The following is a 16,748-nucleotide window of genomic DNA, read 5'->3' on the forward strand; positions in this document are numbered from 1 at the left end:
TGGCTTGGATTTGCGGCTTTTATGTAGTTGAGTTTACTTGTGCGTCATGCATTTGCTCGTCAAGGTTAAGTACCGTTAGTGCGTTACTTACGCTGGTGGCAATTACATCGATAGCGCCTGTCCTTAATGCCCCCAACAGTGCAAGTGGTTTGCTATTTTCAGCGGCAATGGCAATTACTTCCGACACTGAGCGGAACTCGTCGATACCCAACCCAATCACTCGATCACTCATGACGGTTTTCGCTGCAACACCGTGTATATCGAAGAAATCATACCCAGCAAAATCACCGACTACGCCTTGCATCATGCGCGATTGAACCACCTCTTCTGCGGTAAACCATCCTAGGTCAACCATGTAGCTGTTTTCACTCATATCTCCAATACCAACCAGTGCCACATCGGCTTTACGCGCGAGGTCTAAAGTTTGCTTTACCGTCGCATTTTGCATGAACGCAAGCTTCTGTTCACGGTTTTCAGCATAGGCAGGCGCGTATAGTGTTTCCGATGAACCGCCATAGCTTTTGGCAAATTGTCGGCAAATGTGATCGGCATTGAACATACCGCCACGAGGGTGAATACCGCCAATACCACAGACAAACTTAACGTCTCTTTGAGGTATTACGCCTGTATGGTGCGCGACCGCTGACACATTACGTCCCTGCCCAACCGTTACAACAGTGCCATTTTGTAGTGTACTCGCCATGTATTTGGATACTAAGCCAGCCACTTGCAATCTTTGCTGCTCTTCACTGGGTTGATCTAATGCGACTAACGCTCGCTTAACACCGAAGCGCTCGATCAGTCTCTGTTCGATCTTCGCGCTAAATACCGGGTGATATTTAACGGTGATTTCTACAATGCCTTCATCCCTGGCTTGTTTGAGCATCCTGCCAACTTTTGCGCGTGAAACAGAAAACTTTTTAGAGATCTCCTCTTGAGTTGCCCCATCTTGGTAGTAGGCAACCGAAATTTCAGTCAGAAGATCAGTACTCTCATCAGACACATCGTTAATCAATTTACTCATATTCAAACAGACTCGCTTTGGATGATATCCATATTAATAGGATAAATACTTCGCACCATTACAAGTGCTCACATTCGTAGCATATGTCACACCCCTACATGACTTCAACATTTGCTCATCACAAAAACAAATTCTCAGCATAAAATTCGGACAGGCCAATTCGCCTGTAAGCCGCACGATACCTAAGCAAACGTTTATTTCGCGCCAGCACAAACTTTGAAAGAAAAAATAGTTGATGAATGTCACTTTAACCCTAATTTGGCAATTGACTTTCAGGCAAGATCAGATAATTATGGACCCATCATTTACTCAACATTAGAACAAATGTTCACAACAATTGTTCTAAGGCTGAAAAGTTAAAAGTTGGCGGATAGGTGCAATAATGAATCTATTGGTTAACACGCTTGCAAATGCACTCTTCATACTTCCCGTAAAGTATGAGCCCCATGAAATAGGATGATCGAAATGAGCAACAAACTAGAGCAACTTCGTAAACTAACGACTGTAGTAGCTGACACCGGTGAAATCGACGCAATCAAAAAATACCAACCAGAAGACGCAACGACGAACCCTTCTCTTATCCTAAAAGCGGCTCAAATCGAAGAGTACGCACCACTAATCGATGCATCTATCGAATACGCAAAAGCGCAGAGCAACGACAAAGCTCAACAAGTTCAAGACACTTGTGACATGCTTGCGGTAAACATCGGTAAAGAAATCCTAAAAACTATCCCAGGTCGTATCTCTACAGAAGTTGACGCACGTCTTTCTTACGACATGGAAGGCAGCGTAGCAAAAGCTCGTCAGCTAGTGAAAATGTACAACGATGCAGGCATCACTAACGACCGCATCCTTATCAAACTAGCATCTACTTGGGAAGGCATTCGCGCAGCGGAAATCCTAGAGAAAGAAGGCATCAACTGTAACCTGACTCTTCTATTCTCATTCGCTCAAGCGCGTGCTTGTGCTGAAGCTGGCGTATTCCTAATTTCTCCATTCGTTGGTCGCATCATGGACTGGTACAAGGCGAAAGAAGGTCGTGACTTTGAAGCTTCAGAAGATCCAGGTGTACTGTCTGTATCTAAGATCTACAACTACTACAAAGAGTACGGCTACAACACAGTTGTTATGGGCGCAAGCTTCCGTAACATCGGTGAAATCCTAGAGCTAGCTGGCTGTGACCGTCTAACTATCGCTCCTGCTCTACTTGCTGAGCTAGAAGCGGCTGAAGGCGAAGTGGTTGAGAAACTGGTTGACTCTAAAGGCGCAGCTGAGCGTCCTGCTCCTATGACTCACTCTGAGTTCCTATGGGACCACAACCAAGACCCAATGGCGGTTGAAAAGCTGGCTGAAGGTATCCGCAACTTCGCGATTGACCAAGGCAAACTAGAAGACATGATCGCAGCTAAGCTGTAATCACACAGAATTAAAAAAGGGGAACGTTTGCGTTCCCCTCTTAATATCCCTTTCCTAGAATTAAACACATTCGGTAATTATTATGGATCGTAAACATCTCGCTAATGCAATCCGTGCGCTAAGCATGGATGGTGTACAACAAGCAAATTCTGGTCACCCAGGTGCACCTATGGGTATGGCTGACATCGCTGAAGTTCTTTGGCGTTCTCACCTAAACCACAACCCATCTAACCCAGAGTGGGCAGACCGCGACCGTTTCGTACTGTCTAACGGTCACGGCTCAATGCTGATCTACTCTCTATTGCACCTAGCAGGCTACGAGCTTTCAATCGACGATCTGAAAAACTTCCGTCAACTTCACTCTAAGACTCCGGGTCACCCAGAGTACGGTTACGCGCCGGGTATCGAGACTACGACTGGTCCTCTAGGTCAAGGCATCACCAACGCTGTTGGTATGGCTATGGCAGAGAAAGCACTAGCGGCTCAGTTCAACAAAGAAGGCCACGACATCGTTGACCACTTCACGTACGTGTTCATGGGCGACGGCTGTTTGATGGAAGGTATCTCGCACGAGGCATGCTCTCTAGCAGGTACTTTAGGCCTAGGTAAACTGATCGCATTCTGGGATGACAACGGCATCTCTATCGATGGTCACGTTGAAGGTTGGTTCTCTGACGATACGCCTAAGCGTTTTGAAGCGTACGGTTGGCATGTTATCCCAGCAGTAGACGGTCACGATCCTGAAGCGATCAACGCAGCAATCGAAGCGGCGAAAGCAGACCCACGCCCTACTCTTATCTGTACTAAGACAATCATCGGTTTCGGTTCTCCTAACAAGTCTGGTTCACACGACTGTCACGGCGCACCACTAGGTGCAGAAGAAATCGCAGCAACACGCAAAGAACTAGGTTGGGAGCACGGTCCTTTTGAAATTCCGCAAGAAGTTTACGCAGAGTGGTCAGCGAAAGAAACAGGCGCAGCTAAGGAAGCAGCGTGGGACGAGAAATTTGCAGCTTATGAAGCAGCGTACCCTGAGCTGGCAGCTGAATTCAAACGCCGCGTAAACGGTGAGCTACCAGCACAGTGGGAAGAGAAAGCAAGCCAAATCATTGCTGATCTTCAAGCAAACCCAGCAAACATCGCATCACGTAAAGCATCTCAAAACGCGCTAGAAGCATTTGGTGCTCTACTACCTGAATTCATGGGCGGCTCTGCTGACCTAGCGCCTTCTAACCTGACAATGTGGTCTGGTTCTAAGTCTCTAGAAGCAACGGACTTCTCTGGCAACTACATCCACTACGGTGTACGTGAATTTGGTATGACGGCGATCATGAACGGTATCGCGCTACACGGTGGTTTCGTTCCTTACGGCGCAACATTCCTAATGTTCATGGAATACGCACGTAACGCGATGCGTATGGCTGCTCTGATGAAGATTCAGAACATCCAAGTGTACACGCACGACTCTATCGGTCTTGGCGAAGATGGCCCAACTCACCAACCAGTTGAGCAAATGGCGTCTCTACGTCTAACTCCAAACATGAGCACATGGCGTCCATGTGACCAGGTTGAGTCTGCAGTGGCTTGGAAACTAGCGATTGAACGTAAAGATGCACCAACAGCACTTATCTTCTCGCGTCAAAACCTAGCGCAACAAGAGCGTGATGCGGAGCAACTAGCAAACATCGCGAAAGGTGGTTACATCCTGAAAGATTGCGAAGGCAAGCCAGAGCTTATCCTTATCGCAACAGGTTCTGAAGTTGAGCTAGCAGTAGAAGCAGCAGCACAGCTAACTGCAGAAGGTAAGAAAGTACGCGTTGTTTCAATGCCATCAACAGATGCATTCGACAAGCAAGACGCGGCTTACCGTGAAGCTGTACTTCCATCAGACGTAACAGCTCGTATCGCTATCGAAGCAGGCATCGCAGACTTCTGGTACAAGTACGTTGGTTTCGGCGGCAAGATCATCGGCATGACTTCATTCGGTGAATCTGCACCAGCAGGCGAACTGTTCAAGATGTTCGGTTTCACTACTGAAAACGTAGTAAACACAGCGAAAGAATTGCTAGCATAATCAACGCATAGTAATGAAATCAAAGCCCTGCCTAAAATAGGTGGGGCTTTTTCATATCTGAGAGAAAACAACAACCTAAAACACTGAAACTCTTCAATAGACTTTAACTGCGCTTTACGTTATACATCTTTAGTTACAAATTGGTTTTTGCGAGGGAATGCATGTTAGAAACGTTTGGTGTTATCAATATTTGGACGTATTTATTGGGGCTGCTGATGATTATCATCGCACCGGGACCCAATTCTATCTACGTGCTCAAGTCCGGCTCTTCCTTCGGCATTAAAACTGGCTACAAAGCAGCGATGGGCGTACTGGTTGGCGATGCGATTTTAATCCTGCTCTCCTACTTGGGCGTGGCATCACTGATTCAAACTTCGCCAGTGCTCTTTACGATTATCCGTTACCTTGGCGCGGCATACCTACTCTACCTCGGTTTGAAAATCCTTCATGAATATTGGTCCAAGCGCAAAGACGAAGACGCAGGTATCACACGACCGCAAAAAGTCGAAAACGTATTTGCGAAAGCACTGACACTGAGTCTAACCAACCCGAAAGCGATTCTTTTTTACGTTTCATTTTTTATTCAGTTTATTGATTACACCTACGAACACACTTGGATTTCCTACCTTATCCTGGCTGGTATCTTAGAGGTATTCAGTATTGTGTACTTAAGTGTTCTAATATTTGTAGGAACCTCTCTCACGCAACTGTTTAAAAATAATCAGCTGCTTGCCAAGCTGGGAAATGGCTTGTTAGGTTTGTTCTTTATGGGTTTCGCTGCAAGACTAGCGAGCCTGAGTTAATTGAATTCGATGGATAATATGAGGCCTTGGATATGTTAGTTACCTTTCGCAGCCAATCTCACCACATAACCATGTTTGGTGATGTGGCGGTGCAAATATTGAAAATGATGGGGCACAGTGCAGCCGTTCCTGGTGCGCTTTTGGCTGAAGATGTTCCTCAGGCACTGGACCAGCTCAATGCCGCTATCGAATTGGAGAAACAAAAAGCTCAACCTGTGGACCTTGATGAAGAAGATGATGACGAGTACGTTGACCCACCAGTGAGTATAGTGAACAGAGCTATACCGCTGATTGAACTTTTAAATGCGGCCATAAAAGACGAAAGTAATGTTATGTGGGAAGAAGCATAATTCCACTATCCCAACACCAAGCACCTTGTACTTAAATGTATGCGGTGCTTGTAAAGCTCCCTCCATAAACACCTAACTAAAGCACCAACCCACCGTCAATTTTCAGCACTTGCCCGGTGATAAAGCTCGACTTATCGTTGGCAAGAAACTCCACTCCATTCGCAATATCATCAGTGGTTCCCATACGTCCTAACGGCGTTTTGTCTCTCATCATCGCCAGTACTTTTTCTGGTAGATCCGCTGTCATTGGTGTTTCGATAAAGCCGGGAGCGACGCAGTTTGCCCTCACCTGAGCGCCTTTACGCGCAAACTCCTTCGCCCAACTTTTAGTCATGGCAATAACACCACCTTTTGTTGCTGCGTAGTTGGTCTGGCCGATATTGCCGTCTGTGCCGACAACGGAAGACATGGTAACGATTGAACCGCTGTTGTTCTCCATCATCAACGGCGCAACGGCTTGAGTGAGATTAAACACACCTTTGAGGTTTACATCGATGACCATATCCCAATCTTGCTCTGTCATCTTATCGATGAGGGCGTCTCGGGTAATCCCTGCATTGTTAACCAGCACATCAACTCGGCCGTGTACCGCTTTGATCTCTTCGATTAACGCCTGAATTGTGACACGGTCACATATATTAATCGTAACAGGCTTAATGACTTCCGATGGTGGGAAAGCAATCGCCAAGGCGTGTTGGTTCATGTCGAGCGCATACACAGCTGTGGCTCCCTGATTGGCAAATCGCTCAACCACAGCTTTACCAATTCCTTGCGCTGCTCCGGTAACGATACAAACTTTGTTCTCAAACATAGTGATTTCCCTGTGACTATTCGTTTTGTTATTTGTTTTGTTGTTGCTAGGGCTGCCCTACAAAGCCAGCTTAAATTCAGCTTCAAAAATACTGCGATCCATTAGAGTGAGATTCGCGCTGACTTTAGGTTGAAATGACATTTGATTCAGTACGTCTTCGGTAAGGTCTATGCCCGGCGCGATTTCTATCAGTTCCAATCCTTGATCTGTTAAACGGAAGACGGCGCGTTCGGTAATGTAAAGGACGGGCTTGTTATTCTTGAGCGCTTGAGCGGCACTAAAAGTGATTTGTTCGACTTGTTGGATGAACTTGTGTTGCGCACCCTCATTTTCAATCACTAACTCGCCAGCTTCTGCAACTACCGCAAGTCCCTTAGCGGTAAACGTGCCGCAGAAATACACCTCTTTTGCGTTCTGGGTAATATTGATAAACCCACCACATCCGGCGATCTTGCTGCCGAAACGCGAGACATTGATGTCTCCGTTCACATCGCATTGCGCTAAGCCCAAGAACGCTTGATCGATACCACCGCCATCATAGAAATCAAACATCTGGTCTTGGCTAATTATGGCGTCAGGGAAACGAGATGCGCCGAAATCCAAGCCACTCGCCGGAGTTCCGCCTACCGCGCCGGGCTCAACCGTTAGGGTAAAACTATCGAGTATCCCGGCTTGTTGGGCGACCTTGGCGATGTATTCCGGAGCACCGATACCAAGGTTAAGAATAGAGTTCGCTTTGAGTTCCATCGCAGCGCGTCGAGCGATAATAGTTTTGGCATCCAGCGAGCTTTTCTCTTCCTCAACGTGAAGAGATTTTCTTTGCCCTTTGCCAACAAACTCAGGATTCATCATGCTGGCAAATGTCTGCATGTGTTCGTTCGGGTCTTCACACACCACGACCGCATCAACAAATATTCCGGGTATTTTTACCGCGTGGGGATCAAGCATTCCAGCTTCCACCACGCGTTTAACCTGCACGATGACCTTACCATTGTTGTTCCTTGCCGCTTGTGCCGCCGCAAGGCTTTCAACAATCAAGCACTCGTCTTCCATGGTGATATTGCCGTTTTCATCGGCGGTAGTGCCACGGATAATCGCAACATCAAGGGGCAGCTTGTGATAGAAAAGGTATTCTTCACCCGCAAGGTTGACAACTTCAACCCAATCACGCTGAGTAATGCTATTGATCTTGCCACCTTCAATGCGCGGGTCGACAAATGTCCCAAGTCCCACTTTACTGATGGTTCCCGGTTTGCCTGCTGCGGTGTCGCGCAACAAGTGAGATATGATGCCTTGCGGTAGATTGTAAGCTTCGATCAAGTTATCAACGGCCAACTGCTGCAACTTAGGGACTAACCCCCAGTGACCGCCAATGGCACGCTTAACCAAGCCTTGTTGTGCAAGATGGTTAATCGCTCGGCTTTTTCCATCGCCTTGCCCTGCAGCGAAAAGCAGCGTGAGATCCTTAGGTGAGCCTGAATGTTCGAAGCGCTCACCAATCGCACGTTCAATCGCTTCTGGTACGACACTGCCGATAAAACCACCGAGTAATACTGATTGGCCGTCTTGAATCCATTGCGCGGCCTGCTCTGGCGTTAATTTTGTAACCACGATTCACCTTCCTTAGTAATGAATCTCAGATTAGACGCTGGTTACGCATTTGTTAATTGCACAAATAGAGATTGTGAATTTCATATTTGCAATTATTCAACGCTTTATTAATAAGCGAGTAGTTCCGCCTATTACGACTGAGCGTGTTGACTGTTGAGCTCTTCAACTCGCTGAATCAAGTAGCGTTTAAAGCCGTTGCAGCGCTCTGGCATTGGCGTGCGTGGCCGATAGAACATATCAATATCGAAACTGGCACATTGATAGCTATCCATAATCTGGACTAAATCACCGTGTTCAATGTGTTGGTAAACCAGTGAATGAGGAAGGTAAGCGACACCAGCGCTTTCCATCGCTAGATCGAGCAGCATTTCGCTGTTGTCACACTCAAGCGTATCTTGGATGGTGACTATCTCTTGTTCACCACTTTGCTCAAAACACCAACGGTTGCCGCCCAGTAGCGTTCGAGCATACAAACACCGGTGCTCACTGAGCGCTTTGGGCGTATCTGGCATACCATATTCTGCGAGATACTTAGGCGCAGCACAGAGGTAGAGCGGTTCTCTTAATAGGCGTTTGCGCACTAGAAGCGAGTCTGGCGAATGTTCACCTTCGTAACTGGCACTGGCGCGAAACGCGAAATCAATCGTTAGCGGGTCAAACTCTCCCGCCTCAATGAAGATGCGAAAGTTCACCTGTGGGTGCAAGTCCATATATTCTGCGACAATCTTCGTCAGATATTGACGCGCAAACAATGGCGTCGACGAAAGGCGAATCTCCCCTTGTTGTTCTTCCGCTAAGTTCTGCACTTGCTCAACAAGGTTATTGATGTCTGGCAGTAGCGGAGAGAACCGTTCGTACAACAACTGCCCGGCTTGCGTGGCTACAAGTTGTCTTGTACTGCGCTTGATAAGTTCTACCGACAAGGTCTCTTCTAGTTCTTTGACCCAACGACTCCCAGCCGCAGCTGAAATGCCTTGTGTCTCGGCCGCTTCACGAAACGAGCCCGCTCTGAGCACCGCACAAAAGAAGACGATCTTATCGAGTATTGGTTGACGACTAGAGAGAAGATTTTGCGACATTAGCTCACCAAACCCTTTTCTAACGCCAACTTAACCAGCGCAGCGGTGGAATTGGCACCAAGCTTCTTTTTGATACGTAGTCGATGCGTTTCCACCGTGCGGACACTAATATGCAGCGCGTCGGCGATGTCTTTGTTACAAGAACCATTGACGATCTCTTTCAATACGTCCGATTCACGCTTTGAGAGTGTGTCATCTTTTGTCTCTGGCTTTTCATTGATTTGTTCCAGCAATCGATCCGAAGCCTGAGGACAAAGGTAAGAACGGCCTTGCGCAACCTGGTTAATCGCCATCACCAGCTCTTCGGAGCCCACATCTTTTAACACGTAGCCTTTTGCACCGGCTTTGACAGAGCGGACGACGTAGTCTTTGCTATCGTGCATCGACAGCATGATCACCGCAGTCTCGGATTTAGACGCGGCAAGTTTCTCCAGTACCTCAATGCCGTTCAGGTTCGGCATATTGATATCGAGTAACAGTACATCCGGCTTTAAGGTTAATGTGGCTTGTAGCGCTTCAGTCCCCGTTCCGACACAAGATAAGATATCGAGGTTATCCTCACGTTCGAGTCGGGATTTGAGTCCGTCTTGCATCAGACGATGGTCATCTGCCAGTACCAATTTGATCATATTAGCTCCATGTTTAAACTCACGCGTACTTCCGTACCTTCTCCTTGCGTGCTGGATACAGTAAAAGTGCCCCCAATTGCTTGAATGCGCTCTTTCATGTTCTGTAATCCCATATGTTCCAGTGTAGCTGGGTTGTGTTTACCAGACTTTAGTTGTTTGGCAGGAATGCCCACGCCGTCATCACTAATTGTTAGGATCAACAATCTACCTTCTCGCTGCATGATCACGTCGACGCCTTGGGCATTCGCGTGTTTTTCAACGTTGTGCAGCGATTCCTGCACTACTCGATATAAGGTCGTTTCCACTTCGGGAAGCATTTCCACCCCATCGATATCATGTTCAAACACCAGCTCTAATTGCGTACGCTGGCGCAGGTCGTTGATGTAGGCTTCAATCCCAGCCACCAGCCCCAAGTCATCCAATTGCGGTGGTCGTAAATCACGTGAGATTCGACGCAACTCGACAATCGCTTGCTCCATCGCGTTCTTACTTGCGTTGAGCTCTTTGGTCTTCTCGTCTTGGTTTTGTTCTTTGTCGACATTATCGAGGCGGTACTTCGCCGCCACCAATAGCTGGTTTACCCCGTCATGTAACTCACGCGATACGCGCTGTCTTTCATTCTCTTGTGAGTCGATGATTTGTTGATTGAGGACGCTGAGTTGTTCATTCGCCAGCCTGCGAACATTGAGGTTTAACGACGCGCCCAACGCCGCAATGACTGAGACCGACAGAAACATCACCACAAATAACGCACTGCTGGTTTTGCCCACGTTTTGGTCGTAACCGTTCTCCATGTGAGAAACCTGACGTTCAATGTCGTCTAAATAAACGCCTGTACCAACCATCCATTGCCACTTATCTAAAGACACCGCGTAACTTAGTTTAGGTAACGGCTCTTTCATTGACGGCTTATGCCATAGATAGTCGACAAAACCGCCACCTTCGCGGCCAACGCGAATCAGCTCTTGCAGCAGTTTTTTCCCGCGTACGTCTTCGACTTCCCACCAATTTCGACCTATGCGCTCTGGTTGATATGGCAATACCAATGCGTCGCCATCCCAAGTGTATGCAAAAAAGTATCCGTCGCTTCCGTACGTGAGCTGACTCAACTTTTCCGCAACTATTTGCTGCGCTTGTTCGGTAGAAAGTGACTCATCTAGGTAGTAAGGCTCGATGCTTTTCACTGCCATTTCTACGTACTGCTTCAATTCTTGTTTTTTCGCCGCGAGTATATTGCTGCGTGTCAGTTGAACTTGGTCTTCAACTAATTGTTTTGCTTGGCTAAATAGGATTCCTGCCACAATAACCACGACCACAATCAAGGGCACGATCGAAAGCAAAATGATGTTGATTGTTAATCGCCTGTTACTCACAAAGCCCATATATTCTTCCCGAACCAGTACGTAGTTTTACTGACATTTTATGTGGAAAACCGCATGAAATACCGACAAAATTTGCGCAATTTCAACAATAGAGAGTCATCCTTCTCCTCTCTAAACTTAGGTTCAAATGTAACATTGCATTAACACAAGTTGCTACTCAATGTTCACATTTCTTGATATCGACAAGATTAGAGCCTAACAAGGAGAAGGTTATGAACTTCAAGAAAGTTGCAATCGCATCGGCAATGACACTCGCTATGACAGGTATGTCGCTCAGTGCTCATGCAGCAGACAAAAAAGTTCTGCTGAAGACACCGATTGCATTTGGTAGTCACCTGCCAGCACTTGGTACACCGATTCAGTGGTATGCAGACCACATCACCACGACCTCTGGCGGAACGATCAAAATGAAGATTTACGAGCCAGGTAAGTTGGTTAACCCTGCCGAGATTCTTGATGCGGTATCCACTGGTAAAGTGAACTCAGGCTACGCCACAGCGGGTTACTGGCAAGGAAAACTACCAGCTTCGGCTCTCTTTTCTGCGGTTCCTTTTGGCCCAGAGGCTGGTGAATACATGGCATGGCTTTATTTCGGTAACGGTTTAAAACTTTATCAAGAAATGTACGACCAAGGCGGCTACAACGTAAAAGTCCTACCGTGTGCAATCATTTCACCAGAAACCTCAGGCTGGTTTAAAAAGCCAATCGAAAAGCCAGAAGATCTTAAGGGACTCAACATGCGTTTCTTCGGTCTTGGTGCCTCTGTGATGGAAAAACTTGGCGTAGGTACAGTGCAACTGCCGGGGGGTGAAATATTTGGCGCACTTGAGAAAGGCGCTATTGACGCGTCTGAGTTCTCTCAACCCGCCATCGACCAACGTTTAGGCTTCCACAAAGTGGCTAAGTACAACTACTTCCCTGGCTGGCACCAACAATCAACTGTGTTTGAATTGCTGATCAATAAAGACACTTGGAACAAGATGAGTGATACGCAGCAATCCGCGGTGGAAACAACCTGTATGGCGACGATGACTTACTCGATCGCTGAAGGTGAAGCAATGCAGTACTCCGCGATGGAAAAAGCCAAAGAAAACGGCGTGGAAATTCGTTACTGGAACGAAGAAATGCTCAACCTATTCGAAACGACTTGGTTAGAAGTGGTGGATGAGAAAAAAGCCGCAGACCCATTCTTCGACAAAGTATGGCAAGACCTATCTGAGTTCCGTAAAGGTTACGCATTGTGGCAAGCAAATGGTTTCTTACCTCGCGCAACACAAACTCAATAACCCCCTGTGAATTGGACCTGTGGCCAGCCTAAGCGCTGGTCATGGGTTATAAGGAGTGACCAATGAGCAAGGTACTCGTCTCTACCCCTACCGTCCCACTCTACGATCACATAGAGAGGTTCGTTACCTCAGTCAGCAAGTTCTTCGCTTGGACCAATGTTCTGCTGATTGGCGTCATTATTTTACAAGTTGTGCTACGCAAGGTGTTTTCCAACGGCCAAATTGCACTAGAAGAGCTGCAATGGCACCTGTATGCGACTGCGGTTATGTTCGGCACCGCTTACGCACAAGTCACCAACTTGCACGTGCGTGTTGATTTGTTCTACCACAAGTTTTCTGAGCGCACTAAAGCCGTCGTTGATTTGTTTGGCTTACTGCTGCTTGCTATGCCTTTTGTGGTGGTGGTGATTCTGCATTCTTATGACTTCGCCTACGAATCTTGGCGTGTGAATGAGAGTTCAGCCTCGCCGTCTGGCTTGCCATTCCGTTGGCTAATTAAGAGCGTGATCCCGTTAAGTTTCGCCCTCTTGCTACTGTCAATGCTGGCTAGAGTGTTACGTACATTGGAAGTTATTTTCAAAGGAGCGAATCATGGAACCAAATGAGTGGATTGTCATCGCCATGTTTGGCTCGTTTATCCTACTGCTGTTTACCGGCATTCCTGTGGCCTACGTACTTGGCGGGATTGGCGTGGTATTTGGCGCAGTCGGTTACTTTGCCGATTTGTATCTGGATACTTTTACCGGGCTTGATTACACCAGTATGGGTCTGGTCGTAAACCGCATCTACAAAATCATGGATAACTGGATTTTGGTCGCGCTGCCGATGTTTATCTTTATGGGCAACATGCTCGATAAATCTGGTATTGCCGAAAAACTGATGTCTTCGATGCAGGCACTGTTTGGTAAAGTCCACGGCGGTCTCGCGATTACCGTCATGGCGATCGGTATTATTCTCGCCGCATCGACTGGCATTATCGGCGCGTCCGTCGTGTTGCTCACCGTGATGTCATTGCCGAGTATGATGCGTCAGGGCTACCACTTACCGCTGGCGCTGGGCACCGTCGCATCTGCGGGTACGTTAGGAATCTTGTTACCCCCGTCTATCATGCTAGTAATCATGGCTGACCAGCTTGGGCTTTCGGTTGGTGATCTGTTTATGGGGGCGATCATGCCAGGCTTGTTGCTCGGTGCTCTTTACATCACCTACATATTAGTTGTCGGTAAGATGTCTCCAAGCAAAGCACCCATACCTGAAGATGTTCAGCCTGTTGAGTGGGGTTTGATCTTTCAAGTATTTAAAGACATTACGCCAACAGTGATACTTATCTTCGTGGTGCTGGGTTCTATCTTCGCGGGCGTTGCGACACCGACAGAAGCGTCTGGCATCGGCGCGATGGGAGCGACTTTACTGGCTGCGTACAACAGAAGACTCAACTTCAAAGTAATTAAGGAAGTGGCGATGGCCTCATACGGCACCACCGCCTACATCTTTATGATATTCCTTGGTGCATCCTGTTTTGCTTTGGTATTGCGCGAACTGGGTGGTGATGAGCTGATTGAGTCGTTCCTAAGTGGGCTACCGTTTGGACCTTACGGCATCATCGCGTTTATTCTGATGATCGTGTTCTTCCTCGGCTTCTTCTTGGATTGGATAGAGATTACCTTGATTGCCCTACCCTTGTTAGCACCTGTTATCTCAAGTTTAGGCATCGAGTTAGACGGTCACGGCGTGGTAGATAACCCAAGCCTAGTGTGGTTCGTGATGCTGGTTGCCATGGCACTGCAAACCAGTTTCTTAACGCCGCCAGTCGGTTTTGCACTGTTTTATCTAAAAGGGGTATGTCCAGAAGGTGTCGCATTGAAAGACATTTACCGCGGTGTTATCCCATTCATTTTGATTCAGCTTATCGCGCTAGTTTGCTTAGTCGCTTGGCCACAGTTGGTACTCTGGTTCCCTAGCGTCGCGTACGGCTAGTTTGAATCCAGTCTATCGACATAAACTTAAGGCGAGCTGTTATGGCTCGTCTTTTCTTTTGTCTGTACTTTCGTCCCTCACTCTTTGTAAGCCCTTAGACTTAAACAAATTTCAATTATTTTGCTTTCCTTAAGTGTTTCTTAAGTTTCGTCCCTTAATTTGTCATTACGAACTGAGTAAAGGGGCATCCGATGAAACATCCAATAACAACACCCGAGATTAAACTGGAAATCGTTGCACCAAACCATCCTTTGTGGCCAAAGGTGACTCAGCAGCTTTGCACCCGTTATGAACAAGCGTTCGATGCAAAGCTGGCTACATTTATGCCTGAATTTATGGCCCTTACGATTGATGGCGAAATCAAGTCTCTGTGTGGTTTTCGAAGCGCGGAGAACGAGGCGCTGTTTCTTGAGCAGTACTTAGATGACAAAGCAGAAGTGCTTCTCAGACAGCATTTTGACACCGAGATCCCCCGCAGCAGCGTGATTGAGTTTGGTCAGCTTGCTTCTTTCGCTCATGGTAATTCACCCATTCATTTCTTCTTGATGGCGGAAAAGTTGGTCGAGCAAGGTTACGAGTGGTGCATTTTTACCGCGACCGACCCCTTACATGCTTTGATGAAAAGGCTCGGTTTAACCCCCATTGTTATCGCCGAGGCAAGTCCCGAGCGCGTACCAGAAGCAGAGAAAATCTGGGGAACTTACTACCAACATAAACCACGAGTATTGGCCGGTAACTTGATTCAGGGATACCAACATTTGCTGCACCTTTTTCACGAAACCAACACAAAAGTGAGAGGATAGGATGAACCGAATTCTCGAATCAATATATCGTCACGCGCAACAAACACCCGAGCACGAAGCATTACGTGGCTTTAACAGCCATCAAACCATTGTCGCACTCAGTTATGTCGAGTTAGTTGAACGCATCGAGCGTATCGCCGCACAACTGCAACAATTTGCAGTACAATGCATCGCGCTTCGTTCAGAAAACTGTGTTGATTGGGCGCTGGTTGATCTTGCCGCTATGAGAGCAGAAATCCCGATTGTTCCGATCCCGACTTTTTTCTCTAACCAACAAGTTGAGCATATCCTAACCGAGGCTGGCGCAGACGTGCTGATTGGTGATTGGCCAGATATGTTTGAGTTTGACGATCACATCAGTCTTGTCGAAACGCTGCCGGTTTATCGTCTTTATCCGACTGAATCCGTTTCTCGCCTGCCTGGCACAATCAAGATTACCTTTACATCAGGCTCTACTGGCAACCCGAAAGGCGTTTGCTTGAGTGAAGATAACCTCTTTGATGTTACTCACTCGCTGGCATCGGCACTCAATGTGGATGTATCGCGTCATCTGGTTTTATTGCCTTTGTCTACCTTGCTAGAAAACATTACCGGCATTTATGTGCCATTAATGCTTGGCGTAACCAGCTTTATTTTTCAGGGTGAACACGTGGGGTTAACAGGGTCAAGCCAGTTTAATGCGCAGACCTTTGCCAGCGCACTTGCGACCTACCAACCTAACAGCTTGGTGCTAACCCCTGCGTTACTACTCGCGCTTATTCAGGTAGTGAAAGCCAGCCCTTCATTTGCTGAGCCGCTTAAATTTGTCGCCGTTGGCGGCGCAAGGGTCGCACCTGAAATTATGCAAGCGGCACACGCGCTGGGCATTCCGGCATATGAAGGCTATGGGCTGTCTGAATGCGCGTCGGTTGTGGCTTTAAACACACCAAATAAAGTTAAGCACGGCAGCTGCGGCGCACCACTCAACCACATCGAAATCAAAGTCGCTGATGATGGAGAGCTACTGGTTAAAGGCAATCAAGCACTAGGGTATTTAGGCCAACCTTTTGATCAAGAGTGGTTAGAAACGGGTGACTTAGTACACGTTGACGAGAACGGTTTTGTTCATATTCTTGGCCGTAAAAAGAATCAGATCATCACCAATTTTGGCCGCAATATCTCTCCGGAATGGATCGAGTCACAAGCACAAGTCTTTGCACCGGGTGTCAGGTTGCTGATTGTTGGCGAAGCTCAGGCCTTTCTCTCAGCCATCGTTGAGCCTTCTGAACACATCGTGGAGCAAATCCAACAACTTAACGCAACGTTACCGGATTACGCCTGCATTAAAATACTGATTATCACCACCAATTTAGACACTCTCGCCCATTGGTATACCGAAAACGGAAGGCCGAAACGAGATGTCATCGAATATTGGGCAAACCAGCTTATCTCCGGAAAACAGACTGGTACCGACCACCAATTGATTGAATTGCGTTAATACACCATTAAATTTTTAAGGAGTCA

Annotated in this window: 15 protein-coding genes; 9 read left to right on the forward strand and 6 right to left on the reverse strand. The window is 47.3% G+C overall.

The features are described from left to right. Nucleotides 1-19 precede the first annotated feature (19 nt). Complete coding sequence (locus tag VNE01S_RS06610; protein WP_053394715.1) at nucleotides 20-1,024, reverse strand: sugar-binding transcriptional regulator; 1,005 nt, start codon at nucleotides 1,022-1,024, stop codon at nucleotides 20-22. A gap of 465 nt (nucleotides 1,025-1,489) precedes the next feature. Between VNE01S_RS06610 and tal the strand changes: the two genes are divergently transcribed. The 4 genes from tal (at nucleotide 1,490) to VNE01S_RS06630 (ending at nucleotide 5,667) form a co-directional block, all read left to right on the forward strand. Beyond that, entirely contained in the window at nucleotides 1,490-2,440 is a 951-nt protein-coding gene (gene tal, locus VNE01S_RS06615; protein ID WP_053394714.1) for a transaldolase, read from the forward strand. Between the two features lie 82 nt (nucleotides 2,441-2,522). Beyond that, nucleotides 2,523-4,514, forward strand: coding sequence for a transketolase (gene tkt, locus VNE01S_RS06620; RefSeq protein WP_053394713.1), 1,992 nt, complete (start codon nucleotides 2,523-2,525; stop codon nucleotides 4,512-4,514). Nucleotides 4,515-4,675: 161 nt separating this feature from the next. Continuing rightward, nucleotides 4,676-5,317, forward strand: coding sequence for a leucine efflux protein LeuE (gene leuE / locus VNE01S_RS06625; protein ID WP_053394712.1), 642 nt, complete (start codon nucleotides 4,676-4,678; stop codon nucleotides 5,315-5,317). 32 nt (nucleotides 5,318-5,349) lie between these two features. After that, nucleotides 5,350-5,667 (forward strand): DUF1840 domain-containing protein, encoded by a 318-nt coding sequence (locus VNE01S_RS06630; protein ID WP_053394711.1) that lies wholly within the window; start codon nucleotides 5,350-5,352, stop codon nucleotides 5,665-5,667. Between the two features lie 76 nt (nucleotides 5,668-5,743). On the opposite strand, the gene fabG is transcribed toward VNE01S_RS06630, so the two are convergent. The 5 genes from fabG to VNE01S_RS06655 form a co-directional block, all read right to left on the reverse strand. Next, nucleotides 5,744-6,478: a 3-oxoacyl-ACP reductase FabG gene (fabG, locus tag VNE01S_RS06635; RefSeq protein ID WP_053394710.1), complete on the reverse strand. Its 735-nt coding sequence runs from the start codon at nucleotides 6,476-6,478 to the stop codon at nucleotides 5,744-5,746. A gap of 57 nt (nucleotides 6,479-6,535) precedes the next feature. After that, nucleotides 6,536-8,089 (reverse strand): acyl CoA:acetate/3-ketoacid CoA transferase, encoded by a 1,554-nt coding sequence (locus VNE01S_RS06640; RefSeq protein WP_053394709.1) that lies wholly within the window; start codon nucleotides 8,087-8,089, stop codon nucleotides 6,536-6,538. A 131-nt stretch (nucleotides 8,090-8,220) separates the two neighbouring features. Further along, on the reverse strand, nucleotides 8,221-9,168 hold the full coding sequence (locus VNE01S_RS06645) for a LysR family transcriptional regulator (protein WP_053394708.1): 948 nt from the start codon (nucleotides 9,166-9,168) through the stop codon (nucleotides 8,221-8,223). Then, entirely contained in the window at nucleotides 9,168-9,797 is a 630-nt protein-coding gene (locus VNE01S_RS06650; RefSeq protein WP_053394707.1) for a response regulator, read from the reverse strand. The genes VNE01S_RS06645 and VNE01S_RS06650 overlap by 1 nt, the downstream gene beginning before the upstream one ends. Further along, complete coding sequence (locus tag VNE01S_RS06655) at nucleotides 9,794-11,179, reverse strand: cache domain-containing protein (RefSeq protein ID WP_053394706.1); 1,386 nt, start codon at nucleotides 11,177-11,179, stop codon at nucleotides 9,794-9,796. Before VNE01S_RS06655 ends, VNE01S_RS06650 begins: the two co-directional genes overlap by 4 nt. 212 nt (nucleotides 11,180-11,391) lie before the next feature. Here VNE01S_RS06655 and VNE01S_RS06660 point away from each other — a divergent pair, with 212 nt between their 5' ends. The 5 genes from VNE01S_RS06660 (at nucleotide 11,392) to VNE01S_RS06680 (ending at nucleotide 16,722) form a co-directional block, all read left to right on the forward strand. Then, a complete protein-coding gene (locus VNE01S_RS06660; protein ID WP_053394705.1) occupies nucleotides 11,392-12,465 on the forward strand; it encodes a TRAP transporter substrate-binding protein in 1,074 nt (357 codons plus the stop codon). A gap of 62 nt (nucleotides 12,466-12,527) precedes the next feature. Further along, complete coding sequence (locus VNE01S_RS06665) at nucleotides 12,528-13,070, forward strand: TRAP transporter small permease subunit (RefSeq protein WP_053394704.1); 543 nt, start codon at nucleotides 12,528-12,530, stop codon at nucleotides 13,068-13,070. Next, on the forward strand, nucleotides 13,057-14,442 hold the full coding sequence (locus VNE01S_RS06670) for a TRAP transporter large permease (protein WP_053394703.1): 1,386 nt from the start codon (nucleotides 13,057-13,059) through the stop codon (nucleotides 14,440-14,442). Before VNE01S_RS06665 ends, VNE01S_RS06670 begins: the two co-directional genes overlap by 14 nt. 191 nt (nucleotides 14,443-14,633) lie before the next feature. Continuing rightward, the gene (locus VNE01S_RS06675; RefSeq protein ID WP_053394702.1) at nucleotides 14,634-15,245 is read left to right on the forward strand and encodes a thermostable hemolysin; all 612 of its coding nucleotides are present in this window, start codon (nucleotides 14,634-14,636) and stop codon (nucleotides 15,243-15,245) included. Nucleotide 15,246: 1 nt separating this feature from the next. Beyond that, the gene (locus VNE01S_RS06680; RefSeq protein ID WP_053394701.1) at nucleotides 15,247-16,722 is read left to right on the forward strand and encodes an AMP-binding protein; all 1,476 of its coding nucleotides are present in this window, start codon (nucleotides 15,247-15,249) and stop codon (nucleotides 16,720-16,722) included. Nucleotides 16,723-16,748: the final 26 nt, after the last annotated feature.

This window comes from Vibrio nereis NBRC 15637 (assembly GCF_001591105.1).
Lineage (GTDB): Bacteria > Pseudomonadota > Gammaproteobacteria > Enterobacterales > Vibrionaceae > Vibrio > Vibrio nereis.

Excerpts from the sequence above, each read along its gene's own strand:
- VNE01S_RS06610 (WP_053394715.1), bottom strand. The coding sequence starts at position 1,024 with ATGAGTAAATTGATTAACGATGTGTCTGATGAGAGTACTGATCTTCTG.
- tal (WP_053394714.1), top strand. The coding sequence starts at position 1,490 with ATGAGCAACAAACTAGAGCAACTTCGTAAACTAACGACTGTAGTAGCT.
- tkt (WP_053394713.1), top strand. The coding sequence starts at position 2,523 with ATGGATCGTAAACATCTCGCTAATGCAATCCGTGCGCTAAGCATGGAT.
- leuE (WP_053394712.1), top strand. The coding sequence starts at position 4,676 with ATGTTAGAAACGTTTGGTGTTATCAATATTTGGACGTATTTATTGGGG.
- VNE01S_RS06630 (WP_053394711.1), top strand. The coding sequence starts at position 5,350 with ATGTTAGTTACCTTTCGCAGCCAATCTCACCACATAACCATGTTTGGT.
- fabG (WP_053394710.1), bottom strand. The coding sequence starts at position 6,478 with ATGTTTGAGAACAAAGTTTGTATCGTTACCGGAGCAGCGCAAGGAATT.
- VNE01S_RS06645 (WP_053394708.1), bottom strand. The coding sequence starts at position 9,168 with ATGTCGCAAAATCTTCTCTCTAGTCGTCAACCAATACTCGATAAGATC.
- VNE01S_RS06650 (WP_053394707.1), bottom strand. The coding sequence starts at position 9,797 with ATGATCAAATTGGTACTGGCAGATGACCATCGTCTGATGCAAGACGGA.
- VNE01S_RS06655 (WP_053394706.1), bottom strand. The coding sequence starts at position 11,179 with ATGGGCTTTGTGAGTAACAGGCGATTAACAATCAACATCATTTTGCTT.
- VNE01S_RS06660 (WP_053394705.1), top strand. The coding sequence starts at position 11,392 with ATGAACTTCAAGAAAGTTGCAATCGCATCGGCAATGACACTCGCTATG.
- VNE01S_RS06665 (WP_053394704.1), top strand. The coding sequence starts at position 12,528 with ATGAGCAAGGTACTCGTCTCTACCCCTACCGTCCCACTCTACGATCAC.
- VNE01S_RS06670 (WP_053394703.1), top strand. The coding sequence starts at position 13,057 with ATGGAACCAAATGAGTGGATTGTCATCGCCATGTTTGGCTCGTTTATC.
- VNE01S_RS06675 (WP_053394702.1), top strand. The coding sequence starts at position 14,634 with ATGAAACATCCAATAACAACACCCGAGATTAAACTGGAAATCGTTGCA.
- VNE01S_RS06680 (WP_053394701.1), top strand. The coding sequence starts at position 15,247 with ATGAACCGAATTCTCGAATCAATATATCGTCACGCGCAACAAACACCC.